The organism is Dorea sp. 210702-DFI.3.125 (assembly GCF_020560945.1).
GTDB lineage: Bacteria > Bacillota > Clostridia > Lachnospirales > Lachnospiraceae > Dorea > Dorea formicigenerans.
Map to the genome: position 1 here is coordinate 36,729 of NZ_JAJCNF010000026.1, position 17,059 is coordinate 53,787.

Here is a 17,059-nt window from a genome sequence, read left to right on the forward strand (position 1 = left end):
AGTCCCTATTATATCAGACATTTTTTTGAAAGTATATAGATGAAGGCAAGAAAAAAGTACAAATGTTCGATTTTCATTTGTACTTTTTTATCACCACTATTCTATTTTTCATCATGCTGCGTTGAAATATTCCTCCAGGATTAAGTCTATTTCAACCATTTCTGAATAATCGTAATACTGATTTTTCCATCTCCATCCTTCTCGCCACACTTTAAATCTTACATCTGCAAGATTTAAAGTCAAACTTTTTCATTCCATTGACAGATCAGACGTTTTCAATATATAATATTTTTATTACATTTGTAAGATTTGGAGGAATATCACATGAGAAATCTGCCTCAAATTTCAGAAGCTGAATTTGAAGTTATGAAAATCGTTTGGAAATACGCACCAATCAGCACCAATGAAATTACTGAAAAATTAACACAAATTTCCAGTTGGAGTCCTAAAACAATTCAGACATTGATTAAACGTCTCGTTTCTAAAAAAGCACTAACCTATGAAAAACAAAGCCGGGTTTTTGTCTATACTCCATTAGTCAAGGAAGACGAATATATTCGGCAGGAAAGTAATTCTTTTTTAAAGCGATATTATAATGGTAATATCACTTCTATGCTTGCCTCTTACATTGAGGATGATAAATTGTCTGAAGAAGACATTGCCAGCTTACGGAATCTTCTTTCCAATCATTAACCATGGGAGGAGCATATTTTGATATATTTTAGTTTTCGATTTTTACTCTGTAATGCCATCATTTGTATTTTTTTAGGTAGTTTACTGGGATTAAAAAATTTATTGCAAAGGCAATTATCCGCACGTATGCAATATAATCTTTCGATTATATTTCTTGCCGTTCTAATTGTTCCCTTTTTACCGATAAACTCTGCCCCATCTTCTATATCGTGGAGCCATTTGCTGACAGCCAGTTCAAGTACCAATGGTGACATTCAAACCACTTTTCTTTCTGGTAATGGTTATAATTTGGATAAAATAAATGATTTTGCTGTCTCTGTCAGCACCCAAATACCAACTTTTATTCACACATTACTTGTATTTTTCTGGAGTATCGGTATATTCATAATGTTTTTTCTTCTCTACCGCTCAGTAAAACAAGTAAAAGCCTTACATAGTTCTGCTTTACCTCTTCAAAATGAAGAACTCAACGCTCTTTATATAGAATGTTTAAACGAAGTGAACAGCAAGCATACCATTCCGATTTATAGTACAGCATTTTTGAAATCTCCTGTTTTGGCTAGTTTCCTGCATCCTCGCATTTATCTTCCAATTCACTTGATTTCAGATTTTAACGCTGGAACTATAAGCGCAACTGATATTCGATATATGCTTCTTCATGAACTGCAGCACTACAAGCATAAAGATATTCTAATTGGATATTTGATAAATACAGTAAATGTTTTCTACTGGTTCAATCCCCTAATCTGGTATTTTCTAAAAAGAATACGACAGGAACGGGAACTTGCCTGCGACAGTGCTGTATTACAATTATTGAAAGAAACAGAATACAAGTCATATGGAAATACACTGATTAACTTTGCCGAAACAATAGCTCTGTCTCCATTCCCTCTTACTATGGGAATTAGTGGAAATATAAAACAGTTAAAAGGACGCATTTTAAATATTGCATCATTCCACCAACCTACTTTTAAACAAAAAATTCGTGGATATCTTATATGCATATTCGTCTCTACTATCATCATTGGATGCATTCCCATACTTTCTGTTTATGCTTCTGATCAGACTGGCTATCATTTTGACACAACCGAAAAGAATATTACTCAGCTAAATCTTTCTTCCAATTTTGGGGACTACACTGGAAGTTTTGTTTTATATGATCAGTCTGCTGATAAATGGAATATTTATAATATGGAGCATGCTTCCACACGTGTATCACCGAATTCGACTTATAAAATATATGATGCATTACTTGGCTTGGAATCTGGAATTATTACACCAGAACATTCCACTTTCACATGGAATGGAGAACCATATCCTTTTAATTCATGGGAAGCCGATCAAGATTTAACCTCGGCTATACATAATTCCGTAAACTGGTATTTTCAGGCAATTGATTCACAGGCAGGTTTTGAAGCCGTAAGAACATTTTTACAGACAATAAACTATGGGAATCAGAATACTGGAACAAATCTAAATCTCTATTGGACAGATTTCTCTCTGAAGATATCACCCATAGAACAGGTGGAATTGTTACAGGATTTCTATCAAAATAATTTTCATTTTGACAGTAAAAATATCCAGGCAGTAAAAAAAGCCCTGCTGCTTTCCACTACTTCTTCCGGTTCTCTTTACGGGAAAACAGGTACTGGGCGTGTCAATGGTAAAGATGTCAATGGTTGGTTTATCGGATACATTGAAACAGCGAATAATACTTACTACTTCGCAACAAATATTCAATCCTCTTCTGATGCAACTGGAAGTCAGGCTACCGAAATAACAGAATCTGTACTTTCTAATCTTGGTATTTGGAAATAAATAAAGAGAACTGATAGCATAATTTCCCGTTATCAGTTCTCTTTATTTCATTCTTCTCTACTGATCAATTCTGCAAATTACCTAACCGGTACTGATACCTCGGTATATTATCAATACCATTATCTAAAATCCTGTTTCCAACATACTGAATCGTTCCATCATCCTGAATTTTCATCGTAAGTTCGTGTGTAATAACAACATCATTACATACAACAGAATCACATACTGCATGAATTGTCAAAACAATGGTTCCATCTTCATTGTTCCTGACTTCTGTTACTTCCGGTAAAGACAAGCCAAAATGTGTTGGTGAATAATTACCACATCCCAATCGTTCCCAGATAAACATATTACTTTGTTCATCGTAGACCGCCCATTCTTTCAATTCTTCTTTTGTAACAGGAAGATATGTCATAATTACATTTTCGAACTCTTCTGCTGGAATTCCCACAACCTCTTTTTCTGCAGTAAATTTTTCTCCATATTTCATTTGATAAAAATATTCATAAAGTCCATTATAATCCAACCCCTGCATATCCTCCGCATTCCAGTTTGAACATAACAGATTGTTTCCCTGATAGCCGAACGTACTCACATATTTTTTTGAATATTCCCGACACTCCTCACTCAAAGGCTTTACCCGGATAATACAACTTCCATCTACAATCTCTGTCACTTCCGGTGGTTCAGGTACGCATAATTCATAACAGAAATTCCCATTTTCAGTATATGCCCATTCTTTTATTTTTGATAGCGATATGTATGTAAGTACAGGCTCTGTATCCTCACTCCAGATCATTTTTGCGGACATCACACTCATTTCTTTTCCATCATAACTATATTCTTTTCTAGTAATTCCACCATCTGTATCTGCTTCATATAAAATTACACTTCCTTTTTCTTCTTGTTCTGCAGATTTTAAAAATTGTTCCATCTTCTGATAATTATCCATAACAGAATAATGATCGGAACCAATGACCGGATTCCCATTTTGTTTGATAATTTCTTTCATCCGATTCATCATTTGCTCAGCAGTGTTCTGATCTGCTTCTTGTATTCCATTATATTCAGAATAAATGTCTCGGACAATGCCCATAATTTCTTCACAATCGTTCACAACTTCCTTTTTCTTGTCTTCATCGATTGGTAGATTATATCCCTTATCCGGATTTTCCATGGTAGTGTTTTTCTGATTCTTCTCATTTTTTACATCTGTGCTGTTTAACGATATCTTACTTTCACAGGAAGTCAGAATCATTCCTATACAAAGTACTAACAAAATACTTTTTCTTTTCATATTGCCCCCTAATTATTACTGTAATTCTCTTCCCACTCTTCTTCTGTTAACCTTGGCATATACCACCCTGCATTTGCATTTTGATCTGAACTGATTACCTTATTTGATAAATACTGGAAACTTCCGTCTTCCATAGGTTTTATCATCAATTCACTGGTGATTGCCTGATCTACCATTCTGATTTCCCATACTGCTTCTATCGTAAGTTTTAATGTTCCATCTTGTAATTTTTCATATGAGATAACTTCCGGATATGGCTCATATGGGAATTCACAATCATATAACCCTCGCGGTCTGTATCTAAAAGTTTTATTATTAGAGTTATAAAAAGTTCCCTTTTCAATCTCGGTATTACTAAATGGTAAATAGGTCTTTATAACCTCTTCAAACTCATCTTCTGGAACTTCATATTCTACTCCACCATAATTTGCTTCATATGGAACTTGCTTTCCATATTTCATATAATACATTTTTTCATAAAGATCATAAAAATCAAGTTCCGTATAATTCTGGTTATCCCAATTTGTAATCAACAGATTATTAAGTGCATACCCCAACGGCATAACATATTTTCGATTCAATTCCCGGCATGTTTTATCTAATGGCTGCACTCTGAATCCAGTTTCACCCGGTGCTCCATCAAATCCCGGTGGGTGATATTCCTCCAGAAACAAATATCCTTTTTCTGTATATTTCCACTCATATGCTTCATATTCATCATAATAATTAGCCTGTGGACTATTATCTTTCCATTTAACCTGACATAATCGAACATTTATCTTTCCATTCATTGACTCTAAATGATATTGTATAATTTCCCCTTCATCAAATACAACAACAATATCAACTGCTGCCTGTTCTTCTTTCTCCGCTGCTTTGCAAAATTCTTCTACTTTTTCACGATTGACCATATCAATCTGATTATCACAATCTACTGCCGCATATCCTTTCTCTTCCAGACAATTGATAATTTTTCTTTTCGCCTTTAATGTATTTAACTCCGACTTCTCCTTCATATAAACAGACCGAAAAGTTTGCGCTGTTTTTTTTACTTCTGCATTCATTTCAGATTCTACGGTTTCTTTCTTTTCTTCTTTTTCCGTAATTCGATTTTGGCCGCATCCTGTAAAAACAATAAGAACTATCAATATCATCGCAATTTTCTTACATATGTAATAATTCCCCGTAAAAATTTTTTTATTTTTCAAAATATTCCTCCAATACGGTTGCATCCTTTTTAACAACATAACCACTTCCACCGATTCCTTTCACATTCTCAACCATACTGATAAGAAGAATTGGTTTGTCCACGCTTTTATCTGCCGTAAACACCGAAAACCACCCGATTTCTTTGCCAGAAGTATCTTCTTTCGTTGCCTTCAACTCGGCTGTCCCTGTTTTTCCAGCAAGCAAAATATCGTCACGATGTGCAGCATATCCGGTTCCTTCCGGATCATTTACAACACCTTCCACCCCTTGCATAATTTCTTCTACATTTTCTTTGCTAAACGCATTTTCTATCCATGTTTCACCAGATGCTTCTTCTTTGTATTTCAAATACGGTTTTATCATATTCCCTTCATTCAAAAATGAAGTATAAATACTTGCCAGATGTAATGGATTTACAAGAATCTGCCCTTGCCCATAACCACTATCTGCCAATTGTATTTCTGTTTCTATTTTATCTGTATTGGAATATGTTGATTCCTGCATCGCAATCTCAAACGGCATATTCTGATTAAATCCTATTTCATTTAAAGTATTCATAAAATTCTCACTACCAATTTTAAGAGCTGCCTTTGCAAAATAAATATTATCAGAATAGATAATTGCATTTTTCATAATAACCGGTTCATATTCATGAAGTGTTGTCACTTGATAAGATCCCCAAGACGAATCTTTCTGCCATGCCAAACCTTCATTTCCAAAATCTTCTTTTGGATCTATGCTTCCCGTTTTCAACCCAATTCCTGCCACAACTGGTTTAAATGTTGAGCCAGGACACCATACTTGACGGAAACGATTATATAATGGTTTCTTTTCATCTTCGTTTAATGATGTCCATTTCTCTGATGATATGCCCCGTATAAATTCATTATTATCATAAGATGGGGTACTTACCAAAGCCAATACTTCTCCCGTATAAGGATTCATTGCGACAGAACACCCCGGATCTTCTTTAAACTGCTCGTATAATGATTTTTGCAAATCGGAATCTATCGTTAATCTTATATCCATACCATCTTCTTTAAAAATACTTGCAAGAACCTCTTTTACTTCCCCATCACTATCCAAAATCTTTATATCACAACCATCTTTTCCTTTTAATTGCTTTTCGTATAACTTTTCCACCCCAGATCTTCCGATTACACTTTCTGCTGAATATCCTTCCCCTGGATGATTTTCCAAATCTTCTGCTGTTACAGACTGTACATAACCTATTAAATGAGCTGCTGCCTCCCCTAACTCATAGGTTCTAACTTCCACATCTGATAGCATAACCCCTGGAATTTCCAAAAGTTTATTCTGACAATCCTGCTCCTCAAGTGTCTTTTCTTCTGGCTGTATTTTCATTAAATCTATTTCTTCTACTTTCGGAATAGTTTCAATTGGTACAAAAGAATCTTCTTTTACCCACTTTGCTGTGAGTTTGTTATTTATTGTTTCTACATCTATCTCTAATAACTCCGCTATTTTTTCAATAGATACATTCCTGTCTTCCAGCTTTCCCGGTATAATGCCAACTGATGTTGCTACTCCTTTTCCTGCAAGCATTTTACCATCTCGGTCTAATATTTCTCCTCTCTCCGCTTTTGATGTAGTAACACTTATTTTATCATCACTCTCTAAATCTGGAAAAATCAGGCTATCCTGCCATACTAATTTATATCCCTGTTTTGTTTTTTTCAGTTCTGCCATATTATCAAACTGTATTGCTCCAGCAATTGTATTACATGATGATTCATACGAAAGCGTAACTGTATCTGCTTTTTTCTCTTTCACAGCTATATGACTGATTTTAATGTCACTGACCTCTATTCCTTCGTATATCTTAGAATTTCGTTGTATGTATTCTTCTTTTGTCAGATAAACTTTTTCATCTGAATCTATCATAGTATACATTACTTCATATTCCTTTTTTTCAATATGATTCATATATTCCACCAGTGTGTCTTCTGGTGATTCCGTTATCGTCCTTTTTAATAAAACACCTCCTGAAACAGCAATTACTGTTATAGCTACTATCAGCCCAAAAATCTTACAAGCGTAAGATTTTTGGATATTTTGCTTTTTTCGTCTTCTTTTCATAGATATTCCTTTCTTCTAATTTTTTTGTTTCTTAAATCTTACACTTGTAATATTTGAAAGTCAAGTCTATTTTCAGGAATTGTATACTCCAGATTCACCATTAGACTATCACACTTTTTCTCCTGCCTTTTAATATGCCGGAACACCATATCCATAAATGTTACTGCTTCCGATACTGTAACTCCGTCTTGCCACTTTATCTCCACTGTTACCTTCTATGGTATTGACGGTTCCACCACTGACACTCTCTACAATTCCAACATGGTCAATCGTTCCATTATTCCCCCAGTCAAAGAAAATAATATCTCCTGCCACCGGGGTATAACTGGCGTCCCGGAACCTGCCTTTACTTTCAAACCATTTCACACCGTCCGAACAAAGAGAGAATTTTGGAATAGCTCCACTCTGGTCTGCACACCATGACACAAAGCAGGCACACCACTCTACCCGGTTTCCAAATCCATACCAACTCCAGTAGGTTGTTCCGCCTTTTCCTTCCTGAGATGCTGCTACCTGAACGATTGCCTGATTACCGATGCCTGTCGGGATTCTTCCAAATGCATAATACTGAAGCACATGCGGTACATACTGCTTGTCCCCATAACTGCTCCACCCCATTCTCTGTGCCATCATATCAGAAAATTCTGCTGCATTTGCAAGGGTATATCCACCTCTGGCTTTCGCCCATTCCAGATATCCATTTCCATAGTTGTAACTTTGCAATGCCAGTTTAATATTTTCCATATCCAGAGGATTTTTTACCCCTGCACGTTCCAGACAGCTTTTTATCTCCTGCACTCCGCAAGAAATCGAATACTCTGGATCAGTGATTCCATTCGGCTGTTTGGGGTATTTTGTATTAAAGCTCCCTTCTGAACACTGCATCGGGTCAAGTCCTCTCCCACCTGATTCCTGCATCATAATGGCTTTGATTAGTTCCACATACTCTCCAATGCCATATTGATTTGCATACTGACGGATTAGTGGTTCGTATGCTTCTACTTCTGCACTAACCGAAGAAACCGTACTGGAATTATCCCCACCTGTCTGAGATATTGAGCTATTCTTTTTTCCTTCGTCTTATTCCGGTCAATCCTTATTTTTCGGATATCCTTCAATTCCTTCAGATCCACATCATCAAAATCCGTTTCCAGATAGTTTCTATATTCTTCTGCAGTCATGCCCTTCTCCTTCCATTCCCATCTGAATCCGTACTGCTTTCAGTACCCGATCCAGGCTCCACTTATTTACTCTTCCGCATTTCTCAATAATACATTTTGTGGAAATGCTCATAACCTGTTCAGCCAGTGCCAAACTTCCTTTTCGGATTCCCGTCATATCATATTTACTGATAAATACATGTGTTGGCAAATACCGTTTCTTATATATTCTTGATGTCAGCGGAACTACTGTAATGACTGAACTGTATGTATTGGCTTTGTTGTTACTTACTACGATCACCGGTCTTACTCCACCCTGAACAGATGTTGTAGGAAACATACCGAGATCTGCCCATAAAATATCTCCTCTGCGGATTGTCATTTGTCCTCTCTCCAATCTGTTATTTTTATTTGTAAAGCATCCATAGCGCTATATTTGCTCCACAGGAATACGGCAGAGTTTCTTTCCCATAAGGAAAGCTCTGCCGCATAACCTCTATAGCCAATTTGATTATTAAACAGTGCTCGCTCGATTCTATTTATCCTCGATACCCCGAATCATTACTCCCGCATATGCAGGAAGGGAATAATAACCTGCCCGGATGCATACTCCGGACCACAACCCGGAAACTCTCGTTTTCAGGCTCCAGCAGTTCATAGGTTTACCAGTTACAGACTTCTCAGGGTCTGCAAGTGTATCGCATCTCACACATGTCATCGCATCACCAGCCTGCCGACTGGCTTTGGTCAGTGCTTTTTCGCAGCATTATTGACTCTAAATAGTTTCTTACGTCCTTATAATCCTATAGCGACATCTTCCTCGTGCTCTCTGCATGAAATGTCACGTCAGTTATTATTGGATATTCAGTTATCATGGTTCATTTTAGGAAGTCCTTTAACTTCCTCTAATTACTAAAGTCAAATAACTTTGCGCAATACTTTCCTTCATAAAAATATGGGTGTTCAATATACATATCCGTTCCTCCTGAATTTGAAATCTTGTTGCTCGTTTCAAATCCAGAAGGCGGACCTCTGTTTAGGATCATGCCTGCTCCGCCTTTATCCTGCCGGGATACGCCCGCAGTTATTGGCTGAGAAATTCAGGCACGAAAAAAAGCCCCAGTAGTTTTTTCTTAACTACTGAGGCTTTCGTCTCTTTATTGTATTCAGTTATCTATGCCTTCTTTCATCAGCATAATCATTGTATCAGAATAAAGTTCACAAAATATCCGCAATATGTTCCCATAAGTTCATATCATTATTGGAATCGTACATATTTCAGTATAAAAAGTTCACTATTCAAATTCTGATTATTATTTCTCCACATACTCTTCTGCCATATGTACTGCCATAGCACCATCTGCCACTGCTGTTACTATCTGACGGAGTAACTTTGTTCTGACATCTCCTACAGCATAAACACCCGGAATACTCGTTTCAGTGTTTTCACCTGCCACAATATATCCTTTATTATCCAGTTCTATCTGATTATCTAAAAAATCTGTTGTCGGTTTTCTTCCTATACTCACAAATAGGCCGTCACATTCTATAATGTTTTCTTCTCCTGTAACTGTATCTTTCAACCTCACACCAGTCAATCGTTCTCCATAAATCAGTTCATTTACTGTATTGTTCCATCGTAACTCTATATTTTCAGTTTTCATCAGCTGGTCATGGTAGATTTTCGTTGCACGTAATGTATCTCTTCGATGAACAATGATGACTTTCTTAGCAATTCGACTTAAAAGAACAGCATCTGATACAGCAGAATTTCCCCCACCAACAACCACCACGATCTTATCTTTATAAAACATACCATCACAGGAGGCACAATAAGCAACCCCATGACCTATCAATTCTTTTTCTTTAGCGAGACCAAGTTTTCTTGGATTTGCTCCAGTAGCAATCACTACTGTTTTCCCAATATAAATTTCCGAACTAGTTTCTACTCTCTTAAGCTTTCCTGTTAAATCCATATTAAAAACTTCAGCATATTCACTTTTAGCGCCAAATTTTTCCGCCTGTTTTTGCATTTTCTCTGCCAATGAAAATCCGTCAATTCCATTTTCAAAACCAGGATAGTTATTAATCTGCCAGGTCAATGACATCTGACCACCTGCAGATAATTTTTCTAAAACAATTGTATCAAATCCTGCTCTAGCTGCGTATAATGCTGAAGTATACCCTCCAGGTCCTCCCCCCACGATAATCATATCGTAAACATGATTTTCATTCATACAGCAGTCCTCCTTTTATTTTTCCAATGCTTCATTAATAAAATTCTCTATCATTATTTTTGATTTAGGTGCAACAATAGAATCTATTGCCTTTCCATCTCGATATAAAACCAGCGTAGGAATTATCTCAATCTTTTCAGCTTCTGCAATCTGTGGTTCTTCATCAATATTTACTTTTCCAGCAATAAGAATATCGCTGTATTCTTCACTTATTTTTTCATAAGCCGCTCCAATTCTACGGCAATAACCACACCAAGGTGCCCAGAAATCAACCAAAACCTGTTTTTCCTTATGAATTAATTGTCCAAACTTTTCTTTATTTATATTTATAGATGTCATATTTTTCAACTCCTTCTCCTATTTGAACTTAATATACCCCAAATAAGTGCTTGCTTCCGTGATGATATTACAGAAAAGATAATTTACTTTATTACACTTCTTTTTATTTCTATTTATGGCATATGCCAGTTATATAATTGACGCATCTAAAAAAAGCAAGTATACTATGTTCGTAAAGGAGATAACGGTTATGAACTTCGAAAATTGTTTTCCACTATGGAATGACTTAAATACAGCACAGAAAAAAATAATTTCAGACAATTTAATCACACAGTATGTAAAAAAAAGGACAATCATTCACAATGGAAACCTAGATTGTACTGGATTATTACTGGTTAAATCCGGGCAGCTTCGAACTTACATACTTTCAGATGAAGGACGAGAGATTACACTTTACCGTCTGTTCGATATGGATATGTGTCTTTTATCCGCCTCATGTATCATACGCTCCATTCAATTTGAAGTAACCATTGAAGCAGAAAAAGATACTGATCTTTGGATCATCCCTGCTGAAATCTATAAGGGCATTATGAAGGAATCTGCTCCCGTCGCAAACTATACCAATGAGTTAATGGCCACCCGTTTTTCTGATGTCATGTGGCTGATTGAACAAATCATGTGGAAGAGTTTGGATAAGCGTGTTGCTTCATTTCTTTTAGAAGAGACCTCTATCGAAGGAACAAACGAGCTGAAAATCACTCATGAGACGATTGCTAATCATCTTGGTTCCCACAGGGAAGTTATCACTCGAATGCTTCGATACTTTCAAGGCGAGGGTCTCGTCAAACTCTCCCGCGGCAAAATCACAATCCTTGATCCAAAAAGACTGGAAACACTCCAAAGGTCATAAAATTGTTTTTCTGTAACATATAAAGAAGAATCCTCCATTTATCAGAATTATGAAAGTCATTCTAATAAATGGGGGATCTTTTTATATTACGAGAAAATTATAAAAATATTATGATTATTTTATATAAATTTTATATCTGATTTTTGATTATCCGCATAAACACTATACTTTCAAGCATTTTGAAATATAGGAAAGCACTCATTTTACCACGAATTTACCACGATTGAATGAGCCTTGATATGACGTAAGAATTTGAAAAGGACACCGTATAGTTTGGTGTCCTTTTACATGAAAATCATTAGTCGCTATTGATTGTTATTATACATTTTGTTAATTGTTCTTATTTCTTTTACGTTTTTTACCGAATAAAACAGCTAATACACCGGTTGAACCAGCAAACATAGAAGTAAACAATCCTACGTTTGTCATATCACCTGTTTTTACAGGGTTCTTTTGTCCGCTAGGCTTTGTTGGAGTAGTTGGCTTGCTCGGTTTCTGTGGCTGTTGTGGACTTACAGGTTTATTTGTTGCTTTTTCTTTTACGGTAACTGTAATTGTTTTTTCAGTAATTGCACCATTTTTATCTACTACACGGAAAGTTACATGATAAGTGCCAGCCTTAGAAGTATCTACATCATTTGCAATAATGTTATCTTTTGTTAAAATAATCGTTCCGTCCTCTTTATCTGTTGCTGTCACATTTGCCAATGGATCGAACGTATCGCCTACATTCAATGTAACATCATTTGCTGAAATGATTGGAGCAGAGTTAAGGTCGCCTGTATTTTGTTTCACAGTTACAGTAATCGTTTTTTTAGCAGAAGCTCCGTTTTTATCTGTTACTTTATAAGTCACATGGTAAGTACCAGCCTTAGAAGTATCTACATCATTTGCAACAATATTATCTTTTGTCAAAGTGATAGTTCCGTCCTCTTTATCTGTTGCTGTTACATTTGCCAATGGGTCGAAAGTATCGCCTACATTCAATGTAACATCATTTGCAGAAATAGTTGGTGCTGTATTATCTTCTCCTTGTGAGTTTAACGATAATTCTACTTTTAAAACAACGTTTCCGTCTTTATAAGTACCGCAATCATACTCATAAGTAACTGGTTTTTTTACATCATCTACCGTTATAATTCCTGTATCTTTATCTAAAGTTCCATTTGCAGTAACTTTTACTTTTGAAATATCTATTCCTTGTTCAACATCTTTTTTTAAGTCGATTTTATTCCCTTTAATATCAATATAACCGTTGCCTACAAAAGCATGATTATTTTCAAGAACTTTATTCTCTCCGACATTTAACCAGTATAAATCATCGCAAATTAATTTTTTAATTTTTGTGTTTTTACTTATATCAAGACCTCTTATCCCTTGTTCAAAAATTTCACCGCAACGTAGCATTTCAAGTTCTAAATTATTGCTTAAATCTAATTTTTTAATAGTTGTATCATGACAAAAAAGGCGTGTCAGTTTTGTGTTTTTTGTTACATCTAATTCAGCTATATTTGTCATATAACATGATAGTTGTTTCAAATTAGGGTTCTTACTTATATCAAGTGTTTTTACTTTTGTATCTCCTATATCTAAAGTGACTAATTGCGGATTATGTGTGACATCAAGTTCCATTAATCCTGTATTGCTACAAGATAGTTGTTCTAAGTTAGGATTGTTTGTTACATCTAAATTGGAAATAGAGGTACTATCTGCAAATAACGTATTCAATTTTTCATTCTTAGATACATCAAGACTGTTAATTGATGTATTATCGCAAAGGAAAGCTTCCAAATTCGGATAACGTGTTAAATCAACGCTTCCTACTTTTGAAGAACGACAATCTAATCTTTTTAAAGATGAGTTTTTAACCGGACTTAAGTCTGAAACAGAAGTCGTAGAAACATCTAAAGACTGCAAATTTGTTAGATATTGAATACCCTCTAATGAAGATATCGTTTTCATACCATGTAAGTTTAAGAATTGGGCTTTTGATATTTCATCAACAGATAACACACTATCGCCGTCTTTATCAAATTCTGCAATGATTTGTTCTCTAAATACTTTGTCTGGAAAATGTGTTTCATCAATAGCAATGCTTCCAGCTTTTACTTCTGTATTTTTGCTTGCTTCAACGGTCTTATCTTCGGTAACCACTTCTTTTTCTGGTGTTGCAGGTGTTTCCTGTTTTGTACTTTCTTCTTTTAAAGTTTCTGCATTTTCAGCAGTTTCTTCCTGTTCCTTGTCTGTTATATTCTCTTGTACTTCTGCGTTTTCTGTTTTCTGTTCCACAGGAACTTGCTCTGTCTTGTTTTCTTCTACAACGGCTTCCTGCACAACTTCTGTGTTTTCCTGTGCCATGACAGGAGTAGGAAGCCCTGTAAGTGCAGTTGTTGTTCCAATCATCAATGCGGAACTTACTGCAAGGACTTGTTTTTTCTTCATAGTTTGTTCACTCCTTATTTTTCATAAATTCTTTGCATAGAAAAACGCACAAACTCCCCTTTATAACTGGATAATCTGTGCGTTCTGTTTATTATTGATAGAATTGAAAAAAGGGCAGAATTTACTTGTCTGTCTGTCTGTCTGTCTGTCTGTCTGTCTGTCTGTCTGTCTGTCTGTCGCAAGCGTAACAATGTGTGAACATGACTGTCAACCCTTTCTTTCAAAAAAATTCAATCCTTGCTTCTATACAAAAAACATTATACTGGAAACAAACACCTCTTTCAATCTTTTTATGCGTGCAAGATAAAAAAATTGAGACATCACACTTTTCCTTTTTTCCTCTTGAGTACCCACAACAGAAAAGAAAAAGCCCTGTCAAGAGCTTGCCACCATTGGTGGTGCTTTGCACTCTTGATCGGGCTTTTTGTTTGCTGTATCTTCTCGCAAGAGGAAAAAGATTACTCGTCCTCATCATCAAAATGGTTATTTCTTAATACTTCCCGTAACAGTTCCATATCCTCTTTTGAGTTCGGATTTATCATTTTCACGACTTGATAAGGTGTCCTATATTTATGTCCCTCTATGCTTTCCCCAAACATATCCATACTGTATAAATCATCATAGCGGTCTAGTAATTTTTGAAACTTCAAATGCTGGATAAATTCTTTGATTGGGTAAAGGTCGGACGCTTCAATGCTTTTCCCGTTGATATAGTCTGTAATGTATTCCCGTAACTTTTCCAATTCATATTCCAGCCATTCTTCCTCGCTGTCAAAGAAGTTATCATAGTGTCCGTGTTTCAGTTCTGCATTTAGACGTTCTTCTGTTCTTAAAAACTGACAGACTTCTTTTTCAGACTGATTGACATACTTCCATTCTCCCGATAATAATTCATTCGGCGTTACGTCCAGCACTTCCATTATCTTTTCCAGCGTTTCATAAGCAGGATAGTTCAACCCTCTTTCAATCTTGGAAAGGCTCTGCATATTGATACCGATTTTGTCCGCAAGTTCCTGTTGTTTCATTCCCCTAAATTTTCTTATGGTCTGTATATTATTTCCTAAATGGCTTATTTTCATTGCACAACCCTCCATATCTCGTTATATCTTCACTGTTATAAGTCTATCATGCTTAATATGATTTGTAAAGACAAAAAAAGATATTGACAAATAAGCATATAAGAATTACTATGCTATTGTGAGTGAATAAGTACAATAGAATGAAATACAAAAACATTCAAAAAGAAATCCCCATCTGATTAAACCCGTAGATATGAATATTGGTTGAAATGGAACTTGTTAGAAAAGGCAAAACAGGACTTGCTGACAAAGTATTTCTGACACGGTGGCGGAAGCCTCTCAGGCTTACCGCCATGACATCTTGTGTCAAGGGGAAGAAATGCTTTGTCGGCTGGCGAGCCTGCGAGCCTTGACTGTGCCCCCGTTATCTAACAGGGGGGCACTATTTCACAAAAGACAAGTCAAAAACCATACAACCCCAAACCTGTGAGTAGTAATGAGAAGTTTTAAGAAGATAGTAATTTCACATTCTTTTGAATAGTGGTTTACAGGTATTTCAAGGCTGTTGTGGGATTGGAGGAATACAATGAACAATTTAGAATTTGCACTTGAAATGAAGAACAAACGTCTTGCAAGCGGTCTTTCACAAGGAGAACTTGCAAGTCTTACCCATGTATCAAGATATAGTATCAACCGCTTTGAGAACGGAAAAGCCAACGCAAGTAAAGAAACACAGAACATTATCCTGCGTTGTCTGAATTACTATGTCTGTGATAAGCCTTTTTATCTGCTCGTTGATTATCTGTCTGTCCGTTTTCCAACGACTGACGCATTAGAAGTTATCCGAAAGGTGCTTGGCATGAAAGCGGACTATTTTATCCATTATGACTATGGGTATTATGGCTATAAGGAGCATTATGCCTACGGGGAAATCAAGGTCATGGCTTCTGATGATGAACACATGGGTGTATTTTTAGAATTAAAAGGGGCAGGCTCACGCAACATGGAATATGTCTTACAGGCACAGAACAGGGATTGGTATTCATTTTTAAACCGCTGTCTTGACTGTGGCGGTGTTATCCGACGTTTTGACTTGGCAATCAATGATATGTGCGGTCTGCTGGATATTCCCGTTTTGTCTGAAAAATACAAAAATGGCGGTGCGGATTGTCGCTGTAAAAACTATGAAAATGTACAAGGTGGAAAACTAAGCGAAAAAAAACGTAATTTAGCAAGTACCCTTTATATCGGCTCAAAGGCAAGCACAAAATATTTCTGCCTGTATGAAAAACAAAAGGAGCAGGCAACCAAAAAGAAACATACGGATATTATCAACCGTTTTGAAATTCGTCTGCGTGATAAAAAGGCAGTACAGGCAGTTGAGGAATTGTTATTGACATATAACCCTCATGGGTTGGTGTTTTACCTTATTACTGATTTTGTGCAATTTCCCGATTATCCGCTGTGGGAGATATTCATTTCCCATGACAGTTTACCTTTTGAAATGAACCCCGTACCTGTCAATATGGAACGCACTCTGCAATGGCTGGAAAGACAGGTCATGCCGTCAATCGTGATGATAGAGGAAATCGACAGGCTGACAGGCTCAAACTACATGAAAATGATTGATGAATGTACCCACCTTTCCGAAAAACAGGAAATGCTTGTAGAACAGATGTGTACGGATATAGCAGATGTAATCGAAAGTGAGGGGGTGTTTTATGAGTAATGCACAGGATATTCCCGTATGGGAAAAATATACCCTTACCATTGAAGAAGCGTCAAAGTATTTCCGTATCGGAGAAAACAAGTTAAGACGCTTGGCAGAGGAAAACAAGGGCGCTGGCTGGCTCATTATGAATGGCAACCGCATACAGATTAAACGCCGACAGTTT

Annotated in this window: 15 protein-coding genes and 1 pseudogene; 5 read left to right on the plus strand and 11 right to left on the minus strand. The window is 36.3% G+C overall.

Translation table 11 applies throughout. The features are described 5' to 3' along the window. The first annotated feature begins 324 nt into the window (after nucleotides 1–324). The gene (locus LI164_RS12025) at nucleotides 325–693 is read left to right on the plus strand and encodes a BlaI/MecI/CopY family transcriptional regulator (RefSeq protein ID WP_227087218.1); all 369 of its coding nucleotides are present in this window, start codon (nucleotides 325–327) and stop codon (nucleotides 691–693) included. Between the two features lie 18 nt (nucleotides 694–711). Then, nucleotides 712–2,511, plus strand: coding sequence for a BlaR1 family beta-lactam sensor/signal transducer (locus tag LI164_RS12030; RefSeq protein WP_227087219.1), 1,800 nt, complete (start codon nucleotides 712–714; stop codon nucleotides 2,509–2,511). 64 nt (nucleotides 2,512–2,575) lie between these two features. On the opposite strand, the gene LI164_RS12035 is transcribed toward LI164_RS12030, so the two are convergent. The 9 genes and pseudogenes from LI164_RS12035 to LI164_RS12075 form a co-directional block, all read right to left on the minus strand. Further along, nucleotides 2,576–3,808, minus strand: a complete 1,233-nt coding sequence (locus LI164_RS12035; protein WP_117605907.1) for a DUF6070 family protein — start codon at nucleotides 3,806–3,808, stop codon at nucleotides 2,576–2,578. 8 nt (nucleotides 3,809–3,816) lie between these two features. Continuing rightward, nucleotides 3,817–5,016, minus strand: coding sequence for a DUF6070 family protein (locus LI164_RS12040; protein WP_227087220.1), 1,200 nt, complete (start codon nucleotides 5,014–5,016; stop codon nucleotides 3,817–3,819). Next, the gene (locus LI164_RS12045; protein ID WP_227087221.1) at nucleotides 5,006–7,117 is read right to left on the minus strand and encodes a penicillin-binding transpeptidase domain-containing protein; all 2,112 of its coding nucleotides are present in this window, start codon (nucleotides 7,115–7,117) and stop codon (nucleotides 5,006–5,008) included. Before LI164_RS12045 ends, LI164_RS12040 begins: the two co-directional genes overlap by 11 nt. Nucleotides 7,118–7,246: 129 nt before the next feature. After that, nucleotides 7,247–8,164 (minus strand): annotated as a pseudogene (locus LI164_RS12050) (lysozyme family protein); the annotation flags it as partial. Continuing rightward, nucleotides 8,116–8,298, minus strand: coding sequence for a DUF6870 family protein (locus LI164_RS12055; protein WP_227079185.1), 183 nt, complete (start codon nucleotides 8,296–8,298; stop codon nucleotides 8,116–8,118). The gene LI164_RS12055 and the pseudogene LI164_RS12050, both read right to left, overlap by 49 nt. Beyond that, nucleotides 8,279–8,659 carry a type II toxin-antitoxin system PemK/MazF family toxin gene (locus LI164_RS12060; RefSeq protein ID WP_005330455.1) on the minus strand — a complete coding sequence of 127 codons (381 nt, stop codon included), beginning with the start codon at nucleotides 8,657–8,659 and terminating at the stop codon, nucleotides 8,279–8,281. Before LI164_RS12060 ends, LI164_RS12055 begins: the two co-directional genes overlap by 20 nt. 153 nt (nucleotides 8,660–8,812) lie before the next feature. Beyond that, nucleotides 8,813–8,995, minus strand: coding sequence for a hypothetical protein (locus tag LI164_RS12065; RefSeq protein ID WP_005330453.1), 183 nt, complete (start codon nucleotides 8,993–8,995; stop codon nucleotides 8,813–8,815). A gap of 595 nt (nucleotides 8,996–9,590) precedes the next feature. Continuing rightward, nucleotides 9,591–10,514, minus strand: a complete 924-nt coding sequence (trxB, locus tag LI164_RS12070) for a thioredoxin-disulfide reductase (RefSeq protein WP_227087222.1) — start codon at nucleotides 10,512–10,514, stop codon at nucleotides 9,591–9,593. Between the two features lie 15 nt (nucleotides 10,515–10,529). Next, nucleotides 10,530–10,853, minus strand: coding sequence for a co-chaperone YbbN (locus tag LI164_RS12075; RefSeq protein ID WP_227087223.1), 324 nt, complete (start codon nucleotides 10,851–10,853; stop codon nucleotides 10,530–10,532). Between the two features lie 166 nt (nucleotides 10,854–11,019). Here LI164_RS12075 and LI164_RS12080 point away from each other — a divergent pair, with 166 nt between their 5' ends. Beyond that, entirely contained in the window at nucleotides 11,020–11,703 is a 684-nt protein-coding gene (locus LI164_RS12080; RefSeq protein ID WP_040015228.1) for a Crp/Fnr family transcriptional regulator, read from the plus strand. 330 nt (nucleotides 11,704–12,033) lie between these two features. Here LI164_RS12080 and LI164_RS12085 read toward each other — a convergent pair whose 3' ends face one another. Together LI164_RS12085 and LI164_RS12090 are read right to left on the minus strand one after the other, a co-directional pair. After that, nucleotides 12,034–14,145 (minus strand): immunoglobulin-like domain-containing protein, encoded by a 2,112-nt coding sequence (locus LI164_RS12085; protein WP_025654485.1) that lies wholly within the window; start codon nucleotides 14,143–14,145, stop codon nucleotides 12,034–12,036. Nucleotides 14,146–14,603: 458 nt separating this feature from the next. Continuing rightward, nucleotides 14,604–15,224 (minus strand): helix-turn-helix domain-containing protein, encoded by a 621-nt coding sequence (locus tag LI164_RS12090; protein ID WP_009242236.1) that lies wholly within the window; start codon nucleotides 15,222–15,224, stop codon nucleotides 14,604–14,606. A 526-nt stretch (nucleotides 15,225–15,750) separates the two neighbouring features. On the opposite strand from LI164_RS12090, the gene LI164_RS12095 reads away from it, so the two are divergent. Both LI164_RS12095 and LI164_RS12100 read left to right on the plus strand, forming a co-directional pair. After that, complete coding sequence (locus LI164_RS12095; protein WP_005336080.1) at nucleotides 15,751–16,893, plus strand: XRE family transcriptional regulator; 1,143 nt, start codon at nucleotides 15,751–15,753, stop codon at nucleotides 16,891–16,893. Continuing rightward, nucleotides 16,886–17,059: excisionase (locus LI164_RS12100; protein ID WP_227070153.1), on the plus strand; the 174-nt coding region annotated here is incomplete at its 3' end. The genes LI164_RS12095 and LI164_RS12100, both read left to right, overlap by 8 nt.